Annotated in this window: 24 protein-coding genes; 13 read left to right on the plus strand and 11 right to left on the minus strand. The window is 72.1% G+C overall.

Going from position 1 to position 21,096, the window contains the following annotated elements; all coding sequences use genetic code 11:
• Positions 1–4: 4 nt before the first annotated feature.
• Together EJG53_RS13200 and EJG53_RS13205 are read left to right on the plus strand one after the other, a co-directional pair.
• The gene (locus EJG53_RS13200) at positions 5–1,162 is read left to right on the plus strand and encodes a PadR family transcriptional regulator (RefSeq protein ID WP_125045011.1); all 1,158 of its coding nucleotides are present in this window, start codon (positions 5–7) and stop codon (positions 1,160–1,162) included.
• Positions 1,163–1,366: 204 nt separating this feature from the next.
• Positions 1,367–2,251, plus strand: coding sequence for an SCO6745 family protein (locus EJG53_RS13205; RefSeq protein ID WP_125045012.1), 885 nt, complete (start codon positions 1,367–1,369; stop codon positions 2,249–2,251).
• An 85-nt stretch (positions 2,252–2,336) separates the two neighbouring features.
• On the opposite strand, the gene EJG53_RS13210 is transcribed toward EJG53_RS13205, so the two are convergent.
• The 3 genes from EJG53_RS13210 to EJG53_RS13225 form a co-directional block, all read right to left on the minus strand.
• The gene (locus EJG53_RS13210; protein ID WP_125045013.1) at positions 2,337–2,900 is read right to left on the minus strand and encodes a Clp protease N-terminal domain-containing protein; all 564 of its coding nucleotides are present in this window, start codon (positions 2,898–2,900) and stop codon (positions 2,337–2,339) included.
• Positions 2,900–3,109, minus strand: a complete 210-nt coding sequence (locus tag EJG53_RS13215; protein ID WP_031001233.1) for an RNA polymerase sigma factor sigma-70 region 4 domain-containing protein — start codon at positions 3,107–3,109, stop codon at positions 2,900–2,902. Before EJG53_RS13215 ends, EJG53_RS13210 begins: the two co-directional genes overlap by 1 nt.
• A gap of 258 nt (positions 3,110–3,367) precedes the next feature.
• Entirely contained in the window at positions 3,368–4,147 is a 780-nt protein-coding gene (locus tag EJG53_RS13225) for a TetR/AcrR family transcriptional regulator (RefSeq protein ID WP_244955121.1), read from the minus strand.
• Positions 4,148–4,282: 135 nt separating this feature from the next.
• Between EJG53_RS13225 and EJG53_RS13230 the strand changes: the two genes are divergently transcribed.
• Positions 4,283–4,564: a hypothetical protein gene (locus EJG53_RS13230; RefSeq protein ID WP_125045014.1), complete on the plus strand. Its 282-nt coding sequence runs from the start codon at positions 4,283–4,285 to the stop codon at positions 4,562–4,564.
• A 36-nt stretch (positions 4,565–4,600) separates the two neighbouring features.
• On the opposite strand, the gene EJG53_RS13235 is transcribed toward EJG53_RS13230, so the two are convergent.
• Positions 4,601–5,212, minus strand: a complete 612-nt coding sequence (locus EJG53_RS13235) for a short chain dehydrogenase (protein ID WP_125045015.1) — start codon at positions 5,210–5,212, stop codon at positions 4,601–4,603.
• Between the two features lie 128 nt (positions 5,213–5,340).
• Here EJG53_RS13235 and EJG53_RS13240 point away from each other — a divergent pair, with 128 nt between their 5' ends.
• On the plus strand, positions 5,341–6,279 hold the full coding sequence (locus EJG53_RS13240; protein ID WP_125045016.1) for a LysR family transcriptional regulator: 939 nt from the start codon (positions 5,341–5,343) through the stop codon (positions 6,277–6,279).
• Here the strand turns inward: EJG53_RS13240 and EJG53_RS13245 are convergent.
• The 4 genes from EJG53_RS13245 to EJG53_RS13260 all read right to left on the minus strand — a co-directional run bounded on the left by EJG53_RS13245 (position 6,218) and on the right by EJG53_RS13260 (position 9,761).
• On the minus strand, positions 6,218–6,889 hold the full coding sequence (locus tag EJG53_RS13245; RefSeq protein ID WP_125045017.1) for a HutD/Ves family protein: 672 nt from the start codon (positions 6,887–6,889) through the stop codon (positions 6,218–6,220). The genes EJG53_RS13240 and EJG53_RS13245 overlap by 62 nt on opposite strands.
• Positions 6,890–6,919: 30 nt before the next feature.
• On the minus strand, positions 6,920–7,882 hold the full coding sequence (locus EJG53_RS13250; protein ID WP_125045018.1) for a zinc-binding dehydrogenase: 963 nt from the start codon (positions 7,880–7,882) through the stop codon (positions 6,920–6,922).
• 86 nt (positions 7,883–7,968) lie between these two features.
• A complete protein-coding gene (locus EJG53_RS13255) occupies positions 7,969–8,430 on the minus strand; it encodes a hypothetical protein (RefSeq protein ID WP_125045019.1) in 462 nt (153 codons plus the stop codon).
• A gap of 71 nt (positions 8,431–8,501) precedes the next feature.
• Positions 8,502–9,761, minus strand: coding sequence for an NAD(P)-dependent malic enzyme (locus EJG53_RS13260; protein WP_125045020.1), 1,260 nt, complete (start codon positions 9,759–9,761; stop codon positions 8,502–8,504).
• Positions 9,762–10,299: 538 nt separating this feature from the next.
• Between EJG53_RS13260 and EJG53_RS13265 the strand changes: the two genes are divergently transcribed.
• The 3 genes from EJG53_RS13265 to EJG53_RS13275 all read left to right on the plus strand — a co-directional run bounded on the left by EJG53_RS13265 (position 10,300) and on the right by EJG53_RS13275 (position 13,074).
• On the plus strand, positions 10,300–11,274 hold the full coding sequence (locus tag EJG53_RS13265) for an ABC transporter substrate-binding protein (RefSeq protein ID WP_125045021.1): 975 nt from the start codon (positions 10,300–10,302) through the stop codon (positions 11,272–11,274).
• Between the two features lie 82 nt (positions 11,275–11,356).
• The gene (locus tag EJG53_RS13270) at positions 11,357–12,304 is read left to right on the plus strand and encodes an amino acid ABC transporter permease (protein WP_031001215.1); all 948 of its coding nucleotides are present in this window, start codon (positions 11,357–11,359) and stop codon (positions 12,302–12,304) included.
• Between the two features lie 17 nt (positions 12,305–12,321).
• Complete coding sequence (locus EJG53_RS13275) at positions 12,322–13,074, plus strand: amino acid ABC transporter ATP-binding protein (protein ID WP_078623906.1); 753 nt, start codon at positions 12,322–12,324, stop codon at positions 13,072–13,074.
• 90 nt (positions 13,075–13,164) lie between these two features.
• Here the strand turns inward: EJG53_RS13275 and EJG53_RS13280 are convergent, their stop codons facing one another.
• Positions 13,165–13,926, minus strand: coding sequence for a class I SAM-dependent methyltransferase (locus EJG53_RS13280; protein ID WP_125045022.1), 762 nt, complete (start codon positions 13,924–13,926; stop codon positions 13,165–13,167).
• Between the two features lie 79 nt (positions 13,927–14,005).
• On the opposite strand from EJG53_RS13280, the gene EJG53_RS13285 reads away from it, so the two are divergent.
• Positions 14,006–14,635: a CGNR zinc finger domain-containing protein gene (locus EJG53_RS13285; protein WP_125045023.1), complete on the plus strand. Its 630-nt coding sequence runs from the start codon at positions 14,006–14,008 to the stop codon at positions 14,633–14,635.
• Here the strand turns inward: EJG53_RS13285 and sodX are convergent.
• Entirely contained in the window at positions 14,539–15,003 is a 465-nt protein-coding gene (gene sodX / locus EJG53_RS13290) for a nickel-type superoxide dismutase maturation protease (RefSeq protein ID WP_125049346.1), read from the minus strand. The two genes, EJG53_RS13285 and sodX, sit on opposite strands and share 97 nt — an antisense overlap.
• A gap of 186 nt (positions 15,004–15,189) precedes the next feature.
• On the opposite strand from sodX, the gene sodN reads away from it, so the two are divergent.
• From sodN to EJG53_RS13315, 5 genes are all read left to right on the plus strand, one after another.
• Entirely contained in the window at positions 15,190–15,585 is a 396-nt protein-coding gene (gene sodN, locus EJG53_RS13295; RefSeq protein WP_030017226.1) for a superoxide dismutase, Ni, read from the plus strand.
• 185 nt (positions 15,586–15,770) lie between these two features.
• Positions 15,771–16,370, plus strand: coding sequence for a chemotaxis protein CheB (locus tag EJG53_RS13300; protein WP_125045024.1), 600 nt, complete (start codon positions 15,771–15,773; stop codon positions 16,368–16,370).
• Positions 16,370–18,232 (plus strand): CheR family methyltransferase, encoded by a 1,863-nt coding sequence (locus EJG53_RS13305; RefSeq protein WP_125045025.1) that lies wholly within the window; start codon positions 16,370–16,372, stop codon positions 18,230–18,232. The genes EJG53_RS13300 and EJG53_RS13305 overlap by 1 nt, the downstream gene beginning before the upstream one ends.
• A 27-nt stretch (positions 18,233–18,259) precedes the next feature.
• Positions 18,260–19,117 (plus strand): GAF and ANTAR domain-containing protein, encoded by an 858-nt coding sequence (locus EJG53_RS13310; protein ID WP_125045026.1) that lies wholly within the window; start codon positions 18,260–18,262, stop codon positions 19,115–19,117.
• Between the two features lie 23 nt (positions 19,118–19,140).
• Positions 19,141–19,860, plus strand: a complete 720-nt coding sequence (locus EJG53_RS13315) for a GAF and ANTAR domain-containing protein (protein ID WP_125045027.1) — start codon at positions 19,141–19,143, stop codon at positions 19,858–19,860.
• Between the two features lie 73 nt (positions 19,861–19,933).
• Here EJG53_RS13315 and EJG53_RS13320 read toward each other — a convergent pair whose 3' ends face one another.
• Positions 19,934–20,893 (minus strand): LysR family transcriptional regulator, encoded by a 960-nt coding sequence (locus EJG53_RS13320; protein WP_244955122.1) that lies wholly within the window; start codon positions 20,891–20,893, stop codon positions 19,934–19,936.
• Positions 20,894–21,096: the final 203 nt, after the last annotated feature.

Genomic DNA, 21,096 nt, shown 5'->3' on the forward strand with positions numbered 1-21,096 from the left:
AGCCATGCCCCCCGTCTTCGCCCACGGCCGCCTCCGCCTCTACCTCCTCAAGCTGCTGGACGAGGCCCCGCGGCACGGTTACGAGATCATCCGGCTCCTGGAGGAACGCTTCCAGGGGCTCTACGCGCCGTCCGCCGGGACGGTCTACCCGCGGCTGGCCAAACTGGCGGCCGAGGGCCTGGTCACCCACACCACCGAGGGCGGCCGCAAGGTCTACGCGATCACCGCGGCGGGCCGTGCCGAACTGGCCGACCGGGGCGGTGAACTGGCCGACCTGGAGCTGGAGATCCGGGAGTCGGTCGCCGCGCTGGCCTCCGACATCCGGGAGGACGTGAGCGGCTCGGCGCGGAACCTGCGCCGCGAGATGCGCGAGGCGGCGCAGCAGGCCCGCGAGGGCCGGCGGAGCACCGCCGGGGGCCGCGGCACGGAGCACGGATTCCCCGACGCCGCCGAGTACTTCGAGGACCGCTTCGGCGACAAGGAGGGCTGGCGGCAGGCGAAGGAGGAGTTCCGGCGCGCCAAGGAGGAGTGGAAGGAGCAGGCGCGGCGGGCCAAGGAGGAGAGCCGGCGCGCGAAGCAGGACGCGCAGCGGGCCCGCAAACAGGCCCGGGACGCGCAGTCGTTCGTACGGGACGAGGTGCAGCAGGCCATCAAGCGCGTACAGGAACAGGCCCAGGAGCACGTACGTACCGGGGACTGGGCGGGGGCGCTGCGCGAGGCGCTGTCGGAGGTCTCGCGCGAGATGGGCCGCTTCGGCGCCGGGCCGGAGCCGGCCGAGGGCGGACCGGCGGACGCGGACCGTCCCGGCGGCGCGCGCGGACAGGGCCCGGCGGAGGCCCCCGGTGTCGGCCTCACCAAGGAAGACGCGGCGGCGGGAGCCGACAGTACGGACGGCTCGCGGGCGGCCCGGACGGAGACCGGCGGCGGTGCGCCCGCCGAGCCCGCGTGGGCGTCCGAGCCCGGATCCGGTGACCCGGCCCGGGACTTCGACCGGCTGCTGGACCGCTTCCGGGACGACCTGCGGGACGCGGCGCGCGACCACGGCGTCAGCGCCGAGCAGTTGACGGACGTACGCCGCCGTCTGGCGTCGACTGCTGCGCACGTCGGAGCACTGCTGCGGGACCCGGAGGCATATGCGGCCAGGCGGGAACCCCCGCACTGACCGCTCCGGCCGATCGCCCGTCCGTCACGCACAGTTGTCTGCGAGGGTCTGGATTCACCGCCCGTAATCGGGGAACTCAGACCCTCGCACGGCTTTTTGCCCGACGACGGGATCTGCCGTAGGAAATCGCAGACCTGTGGCCGTGTCCGCCCTTACAGTCAACTCTCCCTGTCTGAACGGATCTTGAAGGCCAAGAGGTAAGCGATGTCGGAATACCCTGCCGTGGCCCGCCGGATGTGGCGCCAACTGGAGCCCGTCCACGCCATTCTCTACTTCGCACCGGAGGCGTTCGAGGAGGCGGCGGCACTCGGTTACGACACCGATTCCCGCTGGCCCAGCTACTTCGCCTGGCGCACGGCGCCGCTCGGTGCGGCGGGTCCCGAACTGGTGGCCGCGACGTTCTACAGCTTCAGCCCGCGGATGATCGCCCGGTACGTGCCGGCGATCTGGTCGACGGCGGCGCCCGGCAAGGTGCTGGACGCCCGGATGCAGGCGGTGGACCGCATAATGACCGGTCTGACGAGAGCCGCCGGCATGTCCGCCGCGCAGCTCGCCGAGGCGGCCGGGCTGGCCCGGCAGGCCGCCGAGAACGCCTCGACGGCCGCCCGCCCGCTGGCCGCCGCCAACCGCGACCTGCCCTGGCCGGACGCCCCGCACCTGGCGCTCTGGCACGCCATCACGGTACTGCGCGAGCACCGCGGCGACGGCCACCTGGCGGCCCTGCTGACCTACGACCTCGAACCGTGCGAGGCCCTGGTGTCGTTCGCCGCGATCGGCGCCGTGCCGAAGGCCAACTTCAAGGGGCGCGGCTGGACGTCGCAGGAGTGGAGCGCCGCGCACGACCGGCTCGCCGCGCGCGGCTGGATCGACCCGGCCGGGCGGCCGACGGACCGGGCGCGCGAGGGGCGGGACGACGTCGAGCGCATGACGGACCGGCTGGCCGCCGGGCCCTGGCGGGCGCTGGGCCGGTCCCGCGCGGAACGGCTCGCCCAGCTTCTCAACCCGCTGCTGGGCGCGGTCTCCGAGGCCGGGCTGCTGCCGCGGCACGGCACGTCGGGGATCGGGGCGGTGAAGGTCGCGTACCCGTAGCGGGCGGCGGGCGCCACCGCACCCGCCCGTCACCTCGCCGCAGCGGCCCCCACGCCCGTCCGTCCCGCCACCACGGCAGGCCCGCTCACCCCGCCGCGGCCCGCTCCCCCAGCACCCGTACGACGTCGGCGTGCTCGCCGCCGTGTTCGGCCAGTACGGACGCGGCGAGGCCCGGGCCGGACACCATGGCGAGCAGCAGGTGTTCGTCGCCGATGTGCTTGTCGCCGCGGCCGAGCGCGACGCGCAGCGACCGTTCCAGTACGGCCTTGGCCTCCGGGCGGAACGGTCCGCGCAACGAGCGTCCGCGGCGCTCCTTCGGCGCGGAGGCGGAGTCCAGCGCGCCGGCGCCGTGCGCCCGTTCCACCCGGGTGACGATCTCCGCCACGTCGATGCCGAGCCCGGCCAGCGCCTCCGCGTCGGCGGAGGTCAGACCGCCCCGCCTGCGGGCCTGCTCCAGCGACCGTTCCACGGACGCCCGGCGCTCGCGCACGCCGAGGGCGGCGAGCGCCTCGGCGCCCGGGGAGCCCCGGCCGTCCAGCAGGGCGAGCAGCAGTTCGCCCTCGCCGACCGTGCCGGAGCCCGGCCGTACCGCGTAGGCGCGAGCGCCGCGCACCACGTCGCGGGCGCTCGCCGTGAACCGTTCGAACATCAACGCCTCCCGTACTTCTTGTGGACCGCCTGCCGGCTGACACCCAGCTCGGCGGCGATGTCCTGCCACGACCAGCCCTTCACGCGGGCACTGCGCACCTGTACGGCTTCCAACTGCTCCAGCAGCCGGCGGAGCGCGGCCACCGCCCGCAGGCCGATCCGGGGGTCCTGGTCGCCCGCCCGCTCGGCGAGCTTCGTTGCTTCGCTCATGGTGTCAATGTAGGTTGACGCGCCGATCGTGTCAATGGCGGTTGACGGCCGGATATCGGCCCGCCACCCGTGGACGGACGGCGACGCGCACCGGGAACGGGCCCGCCATCGGCGCCCCACCACCGTCGCCCATATCGACGAGTCGATTCCCGACATCCGACGGCCCGAGGTGACCCCGCACGGGCGCAACCGCGACTACGCCACCCGGCGGACCCCCGGACGACGCCCCGGCCACCCCCGGCCCATACCCCGCCCCGCTCAGACGAAGATCCGGTCGAGGTGGTAGTCGATGGTGCGCTGGACCTCCGCCATCGTGCGGCGCCCGTGCAGTACGTCGAGCCCCAGTCCGGAGACGCCCGACACCAGCAGGTCCGCCTCGCGCGCGGGATCGACGCCGGGCCGTACGCCGCCGGCCTCCCGGATCAGGGTGGCGACCAGGGACTCCACCACCTGCTCGCCGTGCAGGAAGACCTCGGCCATCGCCGGGTCGGTCAGACTGCGGACGAAGTACGCGGTGAACACGCGCAGCGCGAGGGCGCGTTGCGCGTCCAGCGGCAGGAACTCGACCAGTACGGCGCGCAGTACGGCCCGCAGCTCACCGGCATCGTGCAGCTCCGCCATGCGCGCGCGGGCGCGGCGGTCGTTCTCCTCGTGCAGGAGTTGCAGCGACTCGACCAGCAGCCGGTGCTTACTGCCGAAGTAGTACTGCACCACCCTCAGCGAGACCCCGGCCTCCGCCGCGACCTCGCGCATGCTCGCCGACTCCAGGCCGCGAGCGGCCGCGATCCGCCAGACGGCTTCGGCGACCTCGCGTCGCCGCCGCTCCCGCGCGCTGCCGGCGGGCGACCGGGGAGCCACTGAGGGGTCGGGCACCGAGCGCTCGGGGCGCTCCTCCACGGCCGCACGGGCCGCCTTCTTGCGCCGCCGGTACGCCTTCGCCTGGCAGCTCCGCGAGCAGTAGGCGGGCGGGCGACCCCGTACCGCGTCGGGCAGCCCGGCACCGCAGATCCGGCACTCGGCCGTCTTTTCGTCACGCACATACAGAGCGTACCGCGCCCGCAAAAGCGTGACGAATATCAGATGATGCCGAGCAAGTCAAGGCAGCACGCCTGAACCTTTGATACGTTCGTATCCACGAACGGAGCAATACCGTCACGGAACGGGGAGACGACCATGCACGAAGCCTGGTACCGGCTGCTGTCCATCCTGGTGTTCACCGCGGGCTTCTGGGAGGGCCCGGCGGCCGTCCTCTACCGGATCGTCGGCGACGACCACGGCCACCCCATGCGGCCCGTCAACTACCTCGACGCGCCGTGGAACTTCGTCGCCTCGGGCGTGGCGACCGCCGTCACCGTCGTCCTGCTCGCCGTACTGGACAAGGGGCGCGAGAAGGCGCTCGCCCGCGAGCGCGACGCCGGGGACGCCCGCGCCCACGCGGGCTCGCACACGGGCTGAGCGCCCCCGCACCCGCCCGCGCCCGCCGCCCGGCCGTCACACCGGCTCGTAGACCTGCCCTGTCTGTCCGCCCTCGACCGACCGCACGTACGCCGCGGCCACCTGCGCCAGGTCGACCGGCTTGACGCCCGGGAAGAAGTCCCCGTAGTCCGCGAGGGATTCGGTGACCACGGTCGGGCTCACGGCGTTCACCCGCTGCGGGGCGATGTCGAGCGCCGCGGCCCGTACGAACGCCTCCACCGCGCCGTTGGCCATCGCCGCCGCGCTGCCGGTGGGGATGGGGTCGCGGGCGAGCACTCCGGTGATCAGCGTGAAGGAACCACGCCCGGCGATGCGGGCGGTGCCCTGGCGCACCAGCTCGATCTGGCTGAGCACCTTGCCGCGGAAGCCCGCCGCGTAGTCCTCCGCGGTCATCTCGGCGACCGGCTTGAACGGGGTGTCGCCAGCCGCGCTCACCACCGCGTCCAGGGTTCCGGCCCGTTCGGCGGCCCGGTCGTACGCCTCGGTGACCTGCGCCGGGTCGGAGATGTCCAGCCGCAGGTCGCCGCCGCCGCGGCCGACGGTGATGATCTCGTGGCCGCGTCCGGCCAGCGTCTCGTGTACGGCGGCGCCGAGCTTTCCGGTCGCGCCGATCAGCAGAATCCTCATGCCGCCGACGCTAGGCCGGGCCGTCCGGGGAGGGAAATGCCTTCCGTGCGGGATTTATGCTCGGGAGTCATGAGTGGTGGGTGGCTTCTGGACGGGCAGCCCGGCCGTACCGAGGACGGAGGCGTGCGGTGAACGTGGAGTTGCGGCATCTGCGGGCGCTGGCCGCCATCGGGGACGAGGGCACGATCACCGGCGCGGCGGCGGTCCTGCGCGTCAGCCAGCCCGCGCTCTCGCGCACCCTGGACCAGTTGGAGAGCCGCCTGGGCACCTCCCTGGCCGAGCGGACCACCCGCCGGCTGCGGCTCACCCCGGCGGGCCGGCGGCTGCACGAGCACGCCCACCGCATCCTCGCCCAGCTCGACGACGCGCTCGCCGAGGCGGTGGCCGGGCCGCGCCCGCTGCGCGTCGGCTTCGCCTGGGCCGCGCTCGGCCGGCACACCGTGCCGCTGCTGCGCGAGTGGCGGGACGGGCACCCCGGCGAGCCCGTCGAGGTGCACCGGCTCGACGACGCGGAGGCGGCACTGCGCCGTGGCAGCGTCGATCTCGCCTTCCTGCGGACGGTCCCGGCGGACGACGGGGTGCTGGACACCGTGGCGCTGTACCGCGAACGCCGGATCGCCGCCCTGTGCGAGAGCGACCCGCTGGCCGGGGAGGAGGCGGTCTCGCTGGCCGACCTGACGCACCACACCATCGCGCTGTGCGCCACCGCGTGCACCACCAGCGCCGCGCTGTGGCCCGCCGGACAGCGTCCGCGCAGCACCTTCGAGGTCGCCAACGTCGACGAGTGGCTGACCATGATCGCGACCGGGGCTGCGGCCGGGGTGACGGCAGAGGCCACCGTGCACAGCCACCCGCACCCGGGGGTCCGTTACGTACCGATCACCGACGCCGGCCCGGTCACGGTCCTGCTGGCCCGCCCCCGCACGGCCACGCACCCCGCCACCGACGCCTTCACCGCCCACGCGCGGCACACCCTGCGCCGCGCCGGCGCGACCGGCACCCCGGTCACGGATGCCGCGCGGACTCCTCCGGCCGCCGGGCACCGGCCGCTGCCGTCCGTACGGTGAGGGTGACGACGGCCGTGACGCCGTCGGTGTCCAGCGAGACCCCCGCGTCAGCGGGCATCAGGGCGGCGTCGTACCGCTCCAGCGTGCGGGCGCTGCCGCCCGAGCCGGGCAGGTGCGAGCAGGCCGCGTCCGGTCCGGACAGCCGCGTACGGCCGGACAGCGCGACCACCAGCCGCGTCCGCCGCTCCCCGGACGCATCCGCTCCGTCCCCCGGCCGCGGCTCCGCGACATAGCGCCCGCGCGCCATCTCCACCATCGCCTCCGAACGCCCGCGTCGCAGCATGACGTTGAAGTTGACGACCGGCCCGCCCAGGAGGCGGCAGCCGGTCGGGGCGTCGCCGGGGAAGGCGAACGGCTGGTACGGGCCGGGCAGGACGTGGCGGATGCCGTCGACGGTCAGTTCCAGTCCGGCGCCCTCGGCCACCGTCAGGACGCGGTCCACGCCGGGCAGCGCCGAGTACGGGCCGTCGCGTCCCACTTCGGCCAGGCTCACCCGCCAGTCGAAGGTGCCCCAGCCCGCGCCGGGCGGCGCGGCGGCGATCTCCCGCGTCACCCCGCCGCCGTTGCTCCAGGCCGTCGCCGTACGCCCGGCCGCGCGCAGCACCCGCACCCGTCCCCGCCTCTCCCCTGCTCCCGTGCCTCAGACCGTCAGGACGACCTTGCCGAACATCTCGCCCTCGGCCAGCTTCGCGAAGCCCTCGCGCGCCCGGTCCAGCGGCAGGGTGGTGTCGATGACGGGCCGGACGCCCTTGGCCGCGCAGAAGTTCAGCAGCGAGGCCAGTTCGTCCTTGCTGCCCATGGTCGAGCCGACGACCTTCAGCTCCAGGAAGAAGATGCGGTTGAGTTCGGTGCGCTCGGGGTTGAAGCCGGAGGTGGCGCCCGAGATGACGAGCGTGCCGCCCGGCTTGAGGGACTTCACCGAGTGCGACCAGGTGGCGGCGCCCACCGTCTCGATCACCGCGTCCACCCGCTGCGGCAGCCGCTCGCCGCTGGGCAGGGCGGCCTCGGCGCCCAGTTCCACGGCACGCTTGCGCTTGTCCTCGCTGCGGCTGGTGGCGAAGACCCGCAGCCCGGCCGCCGCGCCCAGCACGATCGCCGCGGTGGCCACCCCGCCGCCCGCGCCCTGCACGAGCACGCTGTCCCCGGGCCGTACCCCGGCGTTGGTGAACAGCATCCGGTACGCGGTCAGCCAGGCGGTCGGCAGGCACGCGGCCTCGGCGAAGGACAGTTCCTTCGGCTTGGGCAGCACGTTCCAGGCGGGGACGGTGACCTGTTCGGCGAAGGTGCCCTGGTAGCGCTCGGTGAGGATGGAGCGCGGCTCGTCCGGGCCGACGCCGTGGCCGCTCTGGCCGATCACCGAGTGCAGGACGACCTCGTTGCCGTCCTGGTCGGTGCCGGCCGCGTCACAGCCGAGGATCATGGGCAGCGCCTCCTCGCCCAGACCCACGCCGCGCAGCGACCACAGGTCGTGGTGGTTGAGGGAGGCGGCCCTGACGTTGACGGTCGTCCAGCCGGGGCGTGCGCCGGGGGCCGGGCGCTCCCCCAGTTCGAGGCCGTTCAGCGGCTGGTCGCGGTCGATGCGGGCGGCGTAGGCAGCAAACATGATCCCAACGTAGGGCGCCCGGGGTCCGGGCGGTACCGCGCCGGAGTGTGACACGCGCCGCGCCGCCGTCCGGCCCCCGGCCGCCGTCAGGCCCCTTGCGCGGACTCCCGCCCCCGCGCCACCCGGTCCCGTCGGCGGCCGCGCACCGCGACGGCCACCGCGCAGCAGGTCAGTACGGCGGTGAGCGCGACGCAGGACCAGAACAGCGGGTTGACGTAGCCGGGCACCAGGTCGTACGACGCGTCGCACTTGTTGCTGAACAGCGGGAGGAGGCCCTGCTGCCGGCGGGCGGGGTCGAGGTGGAAGTCGACGTCGTACCGGTGCCCGTGCAGTGCGCAGGTCTCCCCGATGTCCCAGGCGAACGACTTCCACAGCCCCCAGGCGAAGGCCAGCACCGAGAACATTCCCGCGAAAGCCGCGCCCTCGGCCCAGGGCCGCGTCGCGCGGCGGAACGTCCCCGCGCAGAAGAGGTGGGTGTACAGCGCGGTCACCGCCGCTGGGGTGATGACCGCGAGGAGCGCGAAGGCCCACGTCAACAGGTACTCCATGGAGTCTCTCCCGTGATTCGGCGCAGCGAAAAGGCCCCGCCCGGAGGCAGGGCCTTCCCACGGACGCGGGGTCAGCGGCGCGCGACGCCCTCCGCACGGGCGGCGGCCGCGACGGCCGAGGTGACCGCCGGGGCGACCCGCTCGTCGAACGGCGACGGGATGACGCACTCGGCGCTCAGGTCGTCGGCGACCACCGAGGCCAGCGCCTCGGCGGCGGCCAGCTTCATGCCCTCGGTGATCCGGCTGGCGCGCACCTGGAGCGCGCCGGCGAAGATGCCGGGGAAGGCCAGCACGTTGTTGATCTGGTTGGGGTAGTCGCTGCGGCCGGTGGCCACGACGGCCGCGTACTTGTGCGCGACGTCCGGGTGGATCTCCGGGTTCGGGTTGGCCATGGCGAAGATCAGCGCGTCCTTCGCCATCTTGGAGACCGCCTCCTCCGGCACCGTGCCGCCGGAGACGCCGATGAAGACGTCCGCGCCGTCCAGCGCCGACTCCAGGGAGCCGGTCAGTCCGGCCTTGTTGGTGAAGGAGGCCAGCTCGCGCTTGACGTCGGTGATGTGCTCGTCGCGGTCGGCGGTGACGATGCCCTTGCGGTCGCAGACCGCGACGTCACCGATGCCCGCCTCGACGAGGATCTTGGCGATGGCGAAACCGGCCGCGCCGGCGCCGGAGATGACGGCGCGCAACTGCCCGAGCGAACGGTTCGTCAACTGGGCGGCGTTGCGCAGCGCGGCCAGCGTGACCACGGCGGTGCCGTGCTGGTCGTCGTGGAAGACCGGGATGTCCAGGCGTTCCTGGAGCTTGCGCTCGATCTCGAAGCAGCGGGGCGCGGAGATGTCCTCCAGGTTGACGCCGCCGAAGGACGGCGCCATCCGCACCACGGTGTCGACGATCTCGTCGGCGTCGGTCGTCGCGAGGGCGATCGGCACCGCGTCCACGCCGCCGAACTGCTTGAAGAGGATCGCCTTGCCCTCCATCACGGGCAGCGACGCCTCGGCCCCGATGTCACCGAGGCCCAGCACCGCGGTGCCGTCCGTGACGACGGCCACGACCTGGGACTTCCAGGTGTAGTCGTGCACCAGCTCGGGTTCTTCGGCGATGGCGCTGCACACCTTGGCGACGCCGGGCGTGTAGGCGAGGGAGAGGTCCTCGCTGTCGCGCACCGGCACGGTCGCCCGGATCGCCATCTTGCCGCCGCGGTGCAGGAGGAAGGCGGGGTCCTGGCACTGCTCCCCGCCGTCCGGTCCGGAGCCGGGCGTGCCCTGGGCGTCGGTACCGGCGTTCTTGTGCGTGTTGCCGCCGTCGTGGGCCTGGGCGGTCTTGGCTGTCACTGGTTCAACCCCTTTGTTCGTCAATCAGTTGAGGGTGTCCACTCCCTGGTCAAGGGGTGGGCGGGCACCGCGTCCGTGCCCTGCGCGACGGATGGCCGTCCCGCGGGGGGAGGTACGGACGCCGGGCGCGCCGCACGCGCGCCCTGAGCCCCGGATGAGGGGTGTAACGAACCTTTCTACCGGACGGGCGTGCGCCCCGACGAGTCGGATTCGTTACCCATGGGTCACCTCTGAGGTCACAACCACGGCATCAGGGGCGAACAACGCGAAACATCAGAAGTTCCCCGTGCCGTGTCCGAATTGCGAGACGCGACCCTGTACGGCCCGGCCTCCCGCCGGCCACTTGGCGCACAGCACCCAAGGGACATCTGGGATGTACGGCTTCGTCCCCCTCCGTTATCCGATTTTGACCTGGACGGCAGTCCGGATAGCGGTGTCCGGATGGCAAGATTCCGTCACCGAACGAGGTCGCGACGCCCGAAGGTGTGTGCCCGGCCCCTGCTCAGTCGGCTTCTCCCTCATCCGCAGGAGGATCAGCATGACCGCAAGCCCCACCCGTCGCCCGGCCCCCGGCAGGTCTCGTTCAGCCGTGGCCGCCGCGACCGCGGTCGCGGCCTCGCTGCTGCTGCTCAGCGCCTGCGGCGACCAGACCGACGCGGCGATCGCCAAGCGCGAGGCGGCCAAGAACCGCAACCCCGACGCCCCGCTGTTCAAGCTCCTGCCCAAGGAGATCCAGGACAAGGCGATGATCCAGGTCGGTTCGGACATCACCTACAAGCCGGTGGAGTTCCGTACCGACGGCAAGGTCACCGGCATCGACCCGGACCTCGCCGAGGCGCTGGGCGAGGAGCTGGGCGTCAAGCTCAACTTCAACAACGCCACCTTCGACACCCTCATGGGCGGCATGAAGTCCAAGCGCTACGACATCGCCATGTCGGCGATGACCGACACCAAGGACCGCCAGCAGGGCGTGGACAGCTCCACCGGCAAGAAGGTCAGCGACGGGGTCGACTTCATCGACTACCTCGACGTCGGCGTCTCGATCTACACGCAGAAGGGCAAGACCCAGGGGATCGACGGCTGGGAAGCGCTGTGCGGCAAGAAGATCGCGGTGCAGCGCGGCACCGTCTCGCACGACCTGGCCAAGGACCAGTCCAAGAAGTGCGAGGAGTCCGGCACGGACTCGATCTCCATCGAGGCGTTCGACAACGACACCGAGGCGCAGACGCGGCTGCGCACCGGCGGCGTGGACGCGGTCTCCAGCGACTATCCGGTCGCGGCGTACGCGGTCAAGACCTCCGGTGGCGGCAACGACTTCCAGTTGGTCGGCGGCGCTCCGGTCAAGGCCGCCCCGTACGGCATCGCGGTGCCCAAGGACAGCCCCAAGCTGCGCGACGCCCTCAAGGCGGCCATGGAGGCCATCGTCAAGAAGGGCAGCTACGCCAAGGTGCTCAAGAAGTGGAACGTCACGGACGCCGCGGTCAAGGAAGTCAAGCTCAACGGCGGGAGCTGAGCCTGCCCGAGCCCCGCCCGCCGCGTGCCCGCCCGGCCGCGCACGGCCCGTCCCTCCCGCCGAACGCTGAAAGGCAACACCCGTGTCAGTTGACGTCGACAAGCCGGCCCAGCCGCCGGCGGACGCCCCGCCGCCCGCCCCCGAGCCGATCAAGGCCATTCCCGTCCGGCACTACGGGCGCTGGGTCGCGGCGCTGGTCGTCCTCGCATTGCTCGCCCTGCTCGTGCGGGCCTTCGCCTCGGGCAAGGTCAACTGGGGCGCGATACCCGAGTACATGTTCAACGCGGACATCCTGCGGGGTCTGCGCAACACGCTGCTGATCACGGTGCTGTCGATGGTCATCGGCATCGTGCTGGGCGTGGTCCTCGCCGTGATGCGGCAGTCGAAGAACCCGGTGACCTCGACGGTCGCGTGGTTCTACGTCTGGTTCTTCCGCGGTACGCCGGTCTACGTCCAGTTGTTCCTCTGGTTCAACCTGGGCCTGGTCTTCCAGTACATCGACATCATGCCGATCTACAAGGACGAGTGGTCGGACTTCATGACCCCGTTCCTGTGCGCGCTGCTGGGCCTCGGCCTCAACGAGGCCGCGTACATGGCGGAGATCTGCCGCGGCGGCCTGCTCGCCGTCGACGAGGGCCAGACCGAGGCGGCGCACGCGCTGGGCATGAGCCACGGCAAGACGCTGCGCCGGATCATCGTGCCGCAGGCGATGCGGGTGATCGTGCCGCCGACCGGCAACGAGGTCATCAACATGCTCAAGACCTCGTCGCTGGTCATCGCGGTGCAGTACTACGACCTGCTTCAGTCGGCGCAGAACGTGGGCCGCGACGCCGGTCCCGTGGTGGAGATGCTCATCCTCGCCGCGGTCTGGTACCTGATCGCCACTTCGGTGCTCAGCGTCGGGCAGTACTACCTGGAGCGCTACTACGCCCGCGGCGCCAGCCGCCAGCTTCCGCCCACGCCGGTCCAGCGGCTGCGGGCCCGGCTGTCCGGCGGCACCACCCGTTCGTCGGCCGGAGGTGCCGCATGACCAGCAAGTCCACCCCCATGGTCAAGGCCGAGGGCGTCCACAAGTCCTTCGGCACGGCCCACATCCTCAAGGGCATCGACCTGGAGGTCGCGCCCCGTGAGGTGTTCTGCCTGATCGGCCCGTCCGGCTCCGGCAAGTCGACGTTCCTGCGCTGCATCAACCACCTGGAGAAGATCAACGCCGGCCGGCTGTCGGTCGACGGCGAGCTGGTCGGCTACCGGGAGGCCAACGGCAAGCTGTACGAGCTGCGCGACCGCGAGGTGGCCGCGCGCCGCCGCGACATCGGCATGGTCTTCCAGCGCTTCAACCTGTTCCCGCACATGACGGCGCTGGAGAACATCATGGAGGCGCCGGTCCAAGTCAAGGGCGAGTCCAAGGCGACCGCCCGGGAGCGTGCGGGCAAGCTGCTGGACCGGGTCGGCCTGGCCGACAAGGCCGGCAACTACCCCTCGCAGCTCTCAGGTGGCCAGCAGCAGCGCGTCGCGATCGCCCGCGCGCTGGCCATGGAGCCGAAGCTGATGCTCTTCGACGAGCCGACCTCGGCGCTCGACCCGGAGCTGGTCGGTGACGTGCTGGACGTGATGAAGGACCTGGCGTCGGACGGCATGACGATGATCGTCGTCACGCACGAGATGGGCTTCGCGCGCGAGGTCGGCGACTCGCTGGTCTTCATGGACGACGGTGTGGTGGTCGAGTCCGGGCACCCGCGCGACGTGCTGGGCAAGCCGCAGCACGAGCGCACCAAGTCGTTCCTGTCGAAGGTGCTCTGACCGGCGGTACGACACGCACGACGGGCGGTACGTACGGGCGCGCGGGCGCCTCCGTACGTACCGCCCGTCGTGGGCGCGGGCCGTGCGCGGCTACTTCAGTCCGAGGACCAGCGCGTCCGACGGCGAGCGCCACACCGCGCGCGCCTCACCGAACCCGGACTCGCGCAGCACCTCGCAGTGCCACGTCACCGAAGGGGTGTCGCCGTCGGCGTGCTCACCGTAGATCTCGAAGCGCTCGGCGGTCGGCCCGGCCAGCACCGGGTCGGCGGCGGCCTTCTCCCACCAGGCACTCCAGTCCAGGGCGCCCGCCGCCTTGGCCTCGTCCTGCCGCGCGTGCCGGAAGGCGCGCTCGGCGGCGTCGAAGCGCGGGGTGTCGCCTTCGGGCATGTGGTCGGCGTTCATGAAGACGCCGCCTTCCCTGACCAGCCCGCCGAGCTGCCCGTACAGCCCGCGCAGTGGCCCGGTGTGCATCCAGTGCAGGGCCGTGGCGGTGAGTACGGCGTCGTACGAGTCGTGGGGCAGGGCGTCGGTCCACCGGGGATCCTTGAGGTCCGCGCGGACGAACGTCACCCGGTCGTCACCTTCGAAGTATCCGCCGGCGATGGCCAGCAGGGCCGGGTCGAGGTCCACCCCCACGCTGACCGCCTTGGGGAAACGCTTGAGCAGCCGGTCGGAGATACTGCCCGTGCCGCACGCCAGGTCCAGCACCCGGGGCTCGGTGCCCACCAGGGCCTCGACCATGTCCAGCATCACGCGGAACCGCTCCTCGCGGTCCGGCATGTACCACTCCTGCTGGCGGTCCCAACTGTCCTGCCACCCCTGCCAGTCAGTACCGACGACGGTCTCGGTCATACCGTTACCTCCAGGCCGTAATACCCTCGTAGCAACAACACCTATTACGAACACTAGACCGCGCCCGTAAGGACTACAAGTGGAACTGGCCTATTACTCGGACTATGCCGTTCGCCTGGTCAACACCGAGCAGCCCGAGCGCGGCGGCGACACCCTGACCTCGGTCGAGGCCGTCCGCGAGCTGTTCGGGCCCGCCCAGCAGATGGCCCGCCGGGCCAACGAGAGCGACGTGACCCGCCTGCGCGGCGTACGGACCCGGCTGCGCGCCGTCTTCGAGGCGGCGGACGAGGGTGACGAGGTGCGGGCGGTGGACCTGCTCAACGCGCTGATGATGGAGTTCCCGGTCAGTCCGCAGGTCTCCGGACACGAGTTCCGCGACGAGGACGGCCGCCCCAAGTGGCACCTGCACATCGCCGACCACGCGGCCAACGCCACCGCCGGCTACACCGCCACCGCCTCCATGGGCCTGGCCTTCCAGCTCACCGAGCTGGGCGTCGACCGGCTCGGCATCTGCCAGGCACGCCCGTGCCGCAACGCCTACCTCGACACCTCCACCAACCGCTCCCGGCGCTACTGCTCGGACCGCTGCGCGACCCGCGCCAACGTCGCGGCCTACCGGGCCCGCAAGCGCCTGGACAGCGAACGGTCGGGCCGTACCGGACGCACCGCGGAGACCACCCAGGACAGCGCGCCCGACAGCGAGCGCTGAACCCCGCGCGGCGGCCGCACCCGCACCCAGGCGCGCGCGATCACCAGCTCGTCGGGCACCACCCCGAACTCGCGGCTGTCGTTCTCCACGAACGGATTGTCCCCCTGGACCCACCAGCCGCCGTCGCGCCGCTCGACGGCCCGTTTGACGATCAGCAGGTCCTGCCGGAACGGGTGCCGCAGGACGACCACGTCACCCGCCCGCACCACCGCCCCGTACTGCACCACAAGCTGGTCGCCGGGCCGCAGCGTCGGCACCATCGACGGGTTGTAGACCTCGGCCAGGCCGAAGGCCCGCAGCAGTCCGCCGCGCTCCCGCCCGTGCTCCTCACCCTGCTCCGGCCCGCGTTCTTCCACCCGCTCCGGCATCCCCGTCCCACCTCCCGGTCCCGGCCCGGCGACCACCACGGCCCGGTCGTCCGTCACCGGTCCCATCCTCCATCAGACCCGGCCCGGAACCGGCCTTTTGCCCTAAGACCCCGAGCCACCCGAGAAAAGCCTTCCCCCGGCGAGTAATCTCGCACCTGAGAAGACGATCACGAGGAAGGACTGAACATGCTTTCCCGCCTGTTCGCCCCCAAGGTGAAGGTCAGCGCCCACTGCGACCTGCCGTGCGGCGTGTACGACCCGGCCCAGGCCCGTATCGAGGCCGAGTCGGTCAAGGCCGTCCAGGAGAAGTACCAGGCCAACGAGGACGCGGACTTCCGTACCCGCGCCGTCCTCATCAAGGAGCAGCGCGCGGAGCTGGCCAAGCACCACGTCTCGGTGCTGTGGAGCGACTACTTCAAGCCGCCGCACTTCGAGAAGTACCCGGAGCTGCACCAGCTCGTCAACGACACCCTCAAGGCGCTGAGCGCCGCCAAGGGCTCCAACGACCCGGCGACCGGTCAGAAGGCCCTGGACTACATCGCCCAGATCGACAAGATCTTCTGGGAGACCAAGCAGGGCTGACCGCCCCGCGCCGCGGCGGCCGCCCGTCCCCACCGGGACGCGCGGCCGCTCCGGAACGCACCGCCGCCGCACCCGGCCCGCGCGGGCGCCGTCCACCGGCGCCCGGGCGGCCGGGTGCGGCCGTTCCCGCACGTTGGCAGGTCCGCGTACCCGCCGCCGGGCCCGGCTTTCGATAGGCTCGGAACGTGACGGCAGACCGCAGCGCAGCGGACCACTACGAGGTCGTGGCCCTCGCGTCGTCCGCGGGCGGCATCAAGGCCCTGACCGCGGTCCTCGGCGCGCTCGGCCCGGACCTCGCGGTTCCGGTCCTGGTGGTCCAGCACCTGGACCCCCGGCACCGCACCATCATCGCCGAGGTGCTCTCCCGGCGCACCGCGCTGCGGGTCAAGCTGGCCGAGGCCGAGGAGCGGGCCCGGCCCGGCACGGTCTACATCGCACCCCCCGACCGGCACCTCCTGGTGGGCCCCGGAGGTACGCTGACGCTTTCCGGCAGCGAACTGGTCCACTTCCTGCGTCCCTCCGCCGATCTGCTCTTCGAGTCGGTCGCCGGGGCCTACGGGGCGCAGGCGATCGCCTGTGTGCTGACCGGGACCGGCAGCGACGGCTCCATGGGTGTGGACGCCATCAAGTCACGCGGCGGCACGGTGATCGCGGAAGATCCCCGTACGGCCGAGTTCAAGGGAATGCCAGAGGCAGCGGTGGGCACGGGATCGGTGGACTTCGTGCTGCCCCTGGAAGAGATCGCCGCGGTGATCCGCGGTCTTGTCGAGACCAAGAGGCAGTAATGGGTCAAGCTCGGGATGTCGAGACGGACGAAGAACTGGAGCAGTTGCTCGGTTTCCTGAGGGACGCCCGCGGATTCGACTTCACCGGTTACAAGCGCTCGTCGCTGGGCCGGCGCATCCGCAAGCGGATGTCGGACGTCGAGGCCGAGACGTACGCGGACTACCGCGACCGTCTGGAGACCAACGCCGACGAGTTCAACGCGCTCTTCAACACCATCCTGATCAATGTGACGTCCTTCTTCCGCGACCCGGACGCCTGGACGTTCCTGCAGCGCGAGGTGGTGCCCGAGCTGCTCGCGGACACCGCCGCCGACGAGGAGATCCGGGTATGGAGCGCGGGCTGCTCCAGCGGCGAGGAGGCATACTCCCTCGCCATCATGTTCGCCGAGGCGATGGGCGTCGAGGAAGCGCTGAACCGGGTCAAGATCTACGCCACCGACGTGGACGAGGAGGCGTTGCGCGACGCCCGCTCCGGCCTGTACACGGCGAAGGCCCTGGAGCCGCTCTCCCCCGAGCTGCGCGACACCTACTTCGAGCAGAACGGCACCCGCTTCCGCACCGACCTGCGGCGCCGGGTCATCTTCGGCCGGCACGACATCACCCGGGACGCCCCGATCTCCCGGCTGGACCTGCTGGTCTGCCGCAACGCCCTGATGTACTTCAACGTCGAGGCGCAGCGGCAGATCATCGACCGGTTCCACTTCGCCCTGCGCGAGCGCGGCTTCCTCTTCCTCGGCAAGGCCGAGATGCTGCTCAACGACGCCGAGCGGTTCGAAGTGCTCAGCATGCGCCAGCGCTCCTTCCGGCGGCGCCCCGGGGACGCCGGCCCGCCGTACCACTCCACGCCCGCGAAGATCCGCGTCGGGGCGGGCACCGAGAAGCTGACCACCGCGGCCCGCAGCCGGCAACTGCGCGACCTGATCCTGGACGCCAACCCCGCCCCGGCCATCGCGGTCGACGGCGAGGGCACCGCGGTACTGATCAACAGCCAGGCGCGGACCCAGTTCGGCTTGACCACCAACGACATCGGCCGGCCCTTCCAGGACCTGGAGATCTCCTACCGTCCCGTCGAGCTGCGCTCGCTCATCGAGCAGGCCACCCACGAGCGCCGCACCCTGCGGGTCAACGGCGCCGAGCGGCGGGTCGGCGAGGAGATCCAGTACTTCGACATCCTCATCCAGCCGCTGATGGGCTCCAACGGACTGCTGTGCGCCACCAACATCACCTTCACCGACGTCACCGTCGCCACCCAGCTCAAGTCGGAGAACAAGCGGGTGCGCGAGGACCTGGAGACGGCGTACGAGGAGCTCCAGTCCACCAACGAGGAGCTGGAGACCACCAACGAGGAACTCCAGTCGAGCATCGAGGAGCTGGAGACCACCAACGAGGAACTCCAGTCGACCAACGAGGAGCTGGAGACCACCAACGAAGAGCTCCAGTCCGGCAACGAGGAACTGGAGACGATGAACGAGGAGATGCGCACCCGCACCGAGGAGCTGGACGAGGCCCGTGCCTTCCTCGAAGGGGTCGTCACCTCCATTGCCGCGGGCGTGGTCGTCCTCGACAAGGAGCTGAAGGTCAAGAGCTGGAACCGCGGCGCGGTGGACATGTGGGGCCTGCGCCCGGACGAGGTGATCGACGAACCGTTCTTCTCGCTGGACTTCGGTCTGCCCACCGAGATGCTGCGCCCGGCCGTGGAGAAGTGCCTGGAGTCCGGCAAGCGGACGTCGCCCTCGCGGGTCTCGGCCGTCAACCGGATCGGCCGGCCCATCACCTGCAACGTGCTCTGTTCCCCCTTCGACCGGCACAACGGCGGCGTCGTCCTGCTGCTGGAGGCGGACCGCAGCGATAACAGCGACTGAGCGCCACCATGGGCGTACGCTGAGAACATGGTTTGGGGCCAACGCAGGGACGTCCAGGCACAACTGGCGCGTCGCCGTGCGGCCAGGGCCCGCCAGCGCGCCGAGCATGCCGCGGCCTGCGCCGAACAGCAGGAGATCCTGGCGGCCTCGGCCGGCGGTGACCTGCACCTCCATCTGGCGGACGCCTACCGGCGGTCGGCCGAGTGCCACCGGTCGTCGGCACGCCTCCAGGAGGCCTACGCCGAACGGATGTCCGCGTGGAGCGGGGACGAGACCAGCCGCCCGCGCTTCATGACGGGCGTCGCGGAGGCGTGCGGGACGACCAGCGCGGCCCTCACCCTGATGGGGTCCGACCACGGACAGCTCTCCGTCGCCTCGTCGGACGGACCCTCCCGGGCCGCCCAGGACCTGGAATTCATGCTCGGCGAGGGGCCGGCGCACGACGCCTCGGCGGGCGGCTGTCTGGTCTCGGCGTCCGGCCGGGCCATCGAGAGCCGCTGGCCCGCCTACGGTCCCGCGCTGACCTCCCTGGGCATCCACGAGGTGCTCACCGCTCCGCTGCGCACCGAAGGGAGCTGTATCGGCGCGCTCGCGGTCTTCGACCCCGGCGCCGGCACGGCCACCACCGGCACGCTCACGGTGATCGCCGACGCACTGACCCGTACGGTGCTCCTCGGCCCGGACGCCGACCCCGAACTGTACGAGGACGCCGACCACCGGGACTGCGTCCAGCAGGCCGCCGGAATACTCTCCGTCCAGGCCGGCTGCCGCGTGCAGGACGCACTCGCCATGATCAAGGCGCGCGCCTTCGCCGACGGGCAGCCCCCGGACGCCATCGCCGAGCAGATCGTACGCGGCACGCTGAAACTCGCCCAGGGCACCTGAACCCACCGAGGGGACCTCAACCCATGACCACAGCTCCGCACCATCTCGCCTCCGTCTTCGTGGAGCTGGCGGGCGGCGGAGGACAGGGCCCGCCCGGCGTCCCCACCCTGCTCAACCGGCTCACCGACCGCAGCAAGGAACTGCTCGCGGTCCGGGCGACGGCGGTGACCTTCTCCCCCGGCGCCCGCGACGCCCCGAGGGTCGCGGCCTCCGACGCCGCCGTGCGCCGCCTCGAAACGGACGCGGTCGCCTGGGGCGAAGGCCCCGGCCCCGCCTGCCGCCGCACCGGCCGCCCGCTCGGCGGCACGGCCCTGAGCGGCGCGGTCGCCCGGCAGCGCTGGCCGCGCTACGCGCCCCGCGCGCTCGCGCTGGGCTGCACCCACACCGCCGCCCTGCCGATACGGGGTCACACCGGCCCGGTCGGGGCCCTGGTCCTGCTCGCCACCCGCCGGACCGCGCTGACCGGCGACCTGATGGCCCTGGGCCAGTCGCTCGCGGACTTCGCCGCCGTGACACTGCTGCGCGAGCACGAGGTCGAGGCGAGCCGCACCCTGGCCGCCCAGTTGGAGCACGCCCTGACCACCCGGGTCGTCATCGAACAGGCCAAGGGAGCCCTCACCGCCCGCCACGCCCTCTCCCCCGACGCCGCCTTCACCGTCCTGCGCGGCTACGCCCGCTCCCACCGGCGACTGCTGACCGATGTCGCCCGCGAGGTGGTGGAGGGCCGGCTCGATCCGAAGTGAGGCCACGCGGGCTCGGGGCGGGCGGGGCGCCTGACCGGACGCCACGGGCCGCACGGCCCTGCCGCCCCAGCCCTCACGTCCCGATCGGCAACGGCCCGTCGTGCCGTACGAGCCACTCGCGGTACGCCGTGCTCTCCCACGCCACCTCCATGTACGAGGCGGTCAGGTCGGCGAACAGGGCGTCGGCGGGGGCGGCCGGGGCGGCGCCGGGGCGGTGGGCCATGAAGAGCCGGACGGCCAGCGGGTCGCCGCGCAGCGGGCGGATGACCATGCCGTGCCGGGGCCGGGAGGTCGGCTGGCAGGGGGCGACCACCTCGCCCGCCGCGACCAGGTCGGCCGCCGTGAGGTAGTCCCCGTGCACCACCCGGGGGTCCAGGCCCGCGGCCGCGAAGACCCGGCGCAGCCCGGTCCACTCGCCGTCCACCGACGGGTCGACCATCCACTGGTCACCGGCCAGCTCGGCGAGTTCGACCACCGGGTGGCGGGCCGCCGGGTGGTCGGCCGCCAGGGCGACGAACTGCGGCTCCCGGGCGATCAGTTCCCGCTCCACCAGGCCGTCGGGCCGGCGCAGCGGCGCGCCCTCCACCTCGTGGACGAAGGCGACGTCGAGCTGGCCCATCGCCACCATCTGCAGCAGCGCGTTGGCGGACACGTCGATACGGATGGCGGTGTCCGTGTCGGGCAGCCTGGCCCGCAGCCGTCGTAGCCAGCCCGCCACGGCCCGGCTGCTGGTGCTGCCGATGCACAGCCGTGCGCCGCCCGCCCGCAGGGAGGCGGAGGCGATCTCGTCGACCAGCGCCCGCATGTCGGCCACTATCGGCCGGGCCCGGCTCAGCACCGAGTGCCCCAGCGGCGTCGGCCGGCTGCCGGTCCGCTCGCGGAAGAACAACTGGCCGCCCAGGGCGTTCTCGATGCGGCGGAGCTGGGTCGTCAGGGAAGGCTGGGTCATGCCCAGTTGCCGCGCGGCCTTGCGTACGCTGCCCGCGTCGGCGATCGCGCACAGCGCACGAAGGTGCCTCACTTCGAGCTCCACGACCGGAGCATAACGACGTTTGCGCACGTCACACCAGACTCTTCGGACACGCTCGGGCCGGCTTCGCCCCGGGGTATCCCCTGGTGCTATCGCCACCTGCCATCTCCGCGCCCCGGATCTTCTCCAACAGACTCTCCGGCACCAAGAGTTCCTCCGCAGGGTCCCGGCCGCCGCCCCACACGGCGGCCGTACGGCCCCACGGG

Source organism: Streptomyces chrestomyceticus JCM 4735 (genome assembly GCF_003865135.1).
Taxonomy (GTDB): domain Bacteria; phylum Actinomycetota; class Actinomycetes; order Streptomycetales; family Streptomycetaceae; genus Streptomyces; species Streptomyces chrestomyceticus.

What these genes read in the sequence shown, in the direction of transcription:
- EJG53_RS13235 (WP_125045015.1), bottom strand. Translation starts at nt 5,212, where the DNA reads ATGAGGATTCTGCTGATCGGCGCGACCGGAAAGCTCGGCGCCGCCGTA.
- EJG53_RS13200 (WP_125045011.1), top strand. Translation starts at nt 5, where the DNA reads ATGCCCCCCGTCTTCGCCCACGGCCGCCTCCGCCTCTACCTCCTCAAG.
- EJG53_RS13255 (WP_125045019.1), bottom strand. Translation starts at nt 8,430, where the DNA reads ATGGAGTACCTGTTGACGTGGGCCTTCGCGCTCCTCGCGGTCATCACC.
- sodX (WP_125049346.1), bottom strand. Translation starts at nt 15,003, where the DNA reads ATGCCGGAGCGGGTGGAAGAACGCGGGCCGGAGCAGGGTGAGGAGCAC.
- sodN (WP_030017226.1), top strand. Translation starts at nt 15,190, where the DNA reads ATGCTTTCCCGCCTGTTCGCCCCCAAGGTGAAGGTCAGCGCCCACTGC.
- EJG53_RS13250 (WP_125045018.1), bottom strand. Translation starts at nt 7,882, where the DNA reads ATGTTTGCTGCCTACGCCGCCCGCATCGACCGCGACCAGCCGCTGAAC.
- EJG53_RS13265 (WP_125045021.1), top strand. Translation starts at nt 10,300, where the DNA reads ATGACCGCAAGCCCCACCCGTCGCCCGGCCCCCGGCAGGTCTCGTTCA.
- EJG53_RS13210 (WP_125045013.1), bottom strand. Translation starts at nt 2,900, where the DNA reads ATGTTCGAACGGTTCACGGCGAGCGCCCGCGACGTGGTGCGCGGCGCT.
- EJG53_RS13205 (WP_125045012.1), top strand. Translation starts at nt 1,367, where the DNA reads ATGTCGGAATACCCTGCCGTGGCCCGCCGGATGTGGCGCCAACTGGAG.
- EJG53_RS13305 (WP_125045025.1), top strand. Translation starts at nt 16,370, where the DNA reads ATGGGTCAAGCTCGGGATGTCGAGACGGACGAAGAACTGGAGCAGTTG.
- EJG53_RS13310 (WP_125045026.1), top strand. Translation starts at nt 18,260, where the DNA reads ATGGTTTGGGGCCAACGCAGGGACGTCCAGGCACAACTGGCGCGTCGC.
- EJG53_RS13280 (WP_125045022.1), bottom strand. Translation starts at nt 13,926, where the DNA reads ATGACCGAGACCGTCGTCGGTACTGACTGGCAGGGGTGGCAGGACAGT.
- EJG53_RS13230 (WP_125045014.1), top strand. Translation starts at nt 4,283, where the DNA reads ATGCACGAAGCCTGGTACCGGCTGCTGTCCATCCTGGTGTTCACCGCG.
- EJG53_RS13315 (WP_125045027.1), top strand. Translation starts at nt 19,141, where the DNA reads ATGACCACAGCTCCGCACCATCTCGCCTCCGTCTTCGTGGAGCTGGCG.
- EJG53_RS13275 (WP_078623906.1), top strand. Translation starts at nt 12,322, where the DNA reads ATGGTCAAGGCCGAGGGCGTCCACAAGTCCTTCGGCACGGCCCACATC.
- EJG53_RS13215 (WP_031001233.1), bottom strand. Translation starts at nt 3,109, where the DNA reads ATGAGCGAAGCAACGAAGCTCGCCGAGCGGGCGGGCGACCAGGACCCC.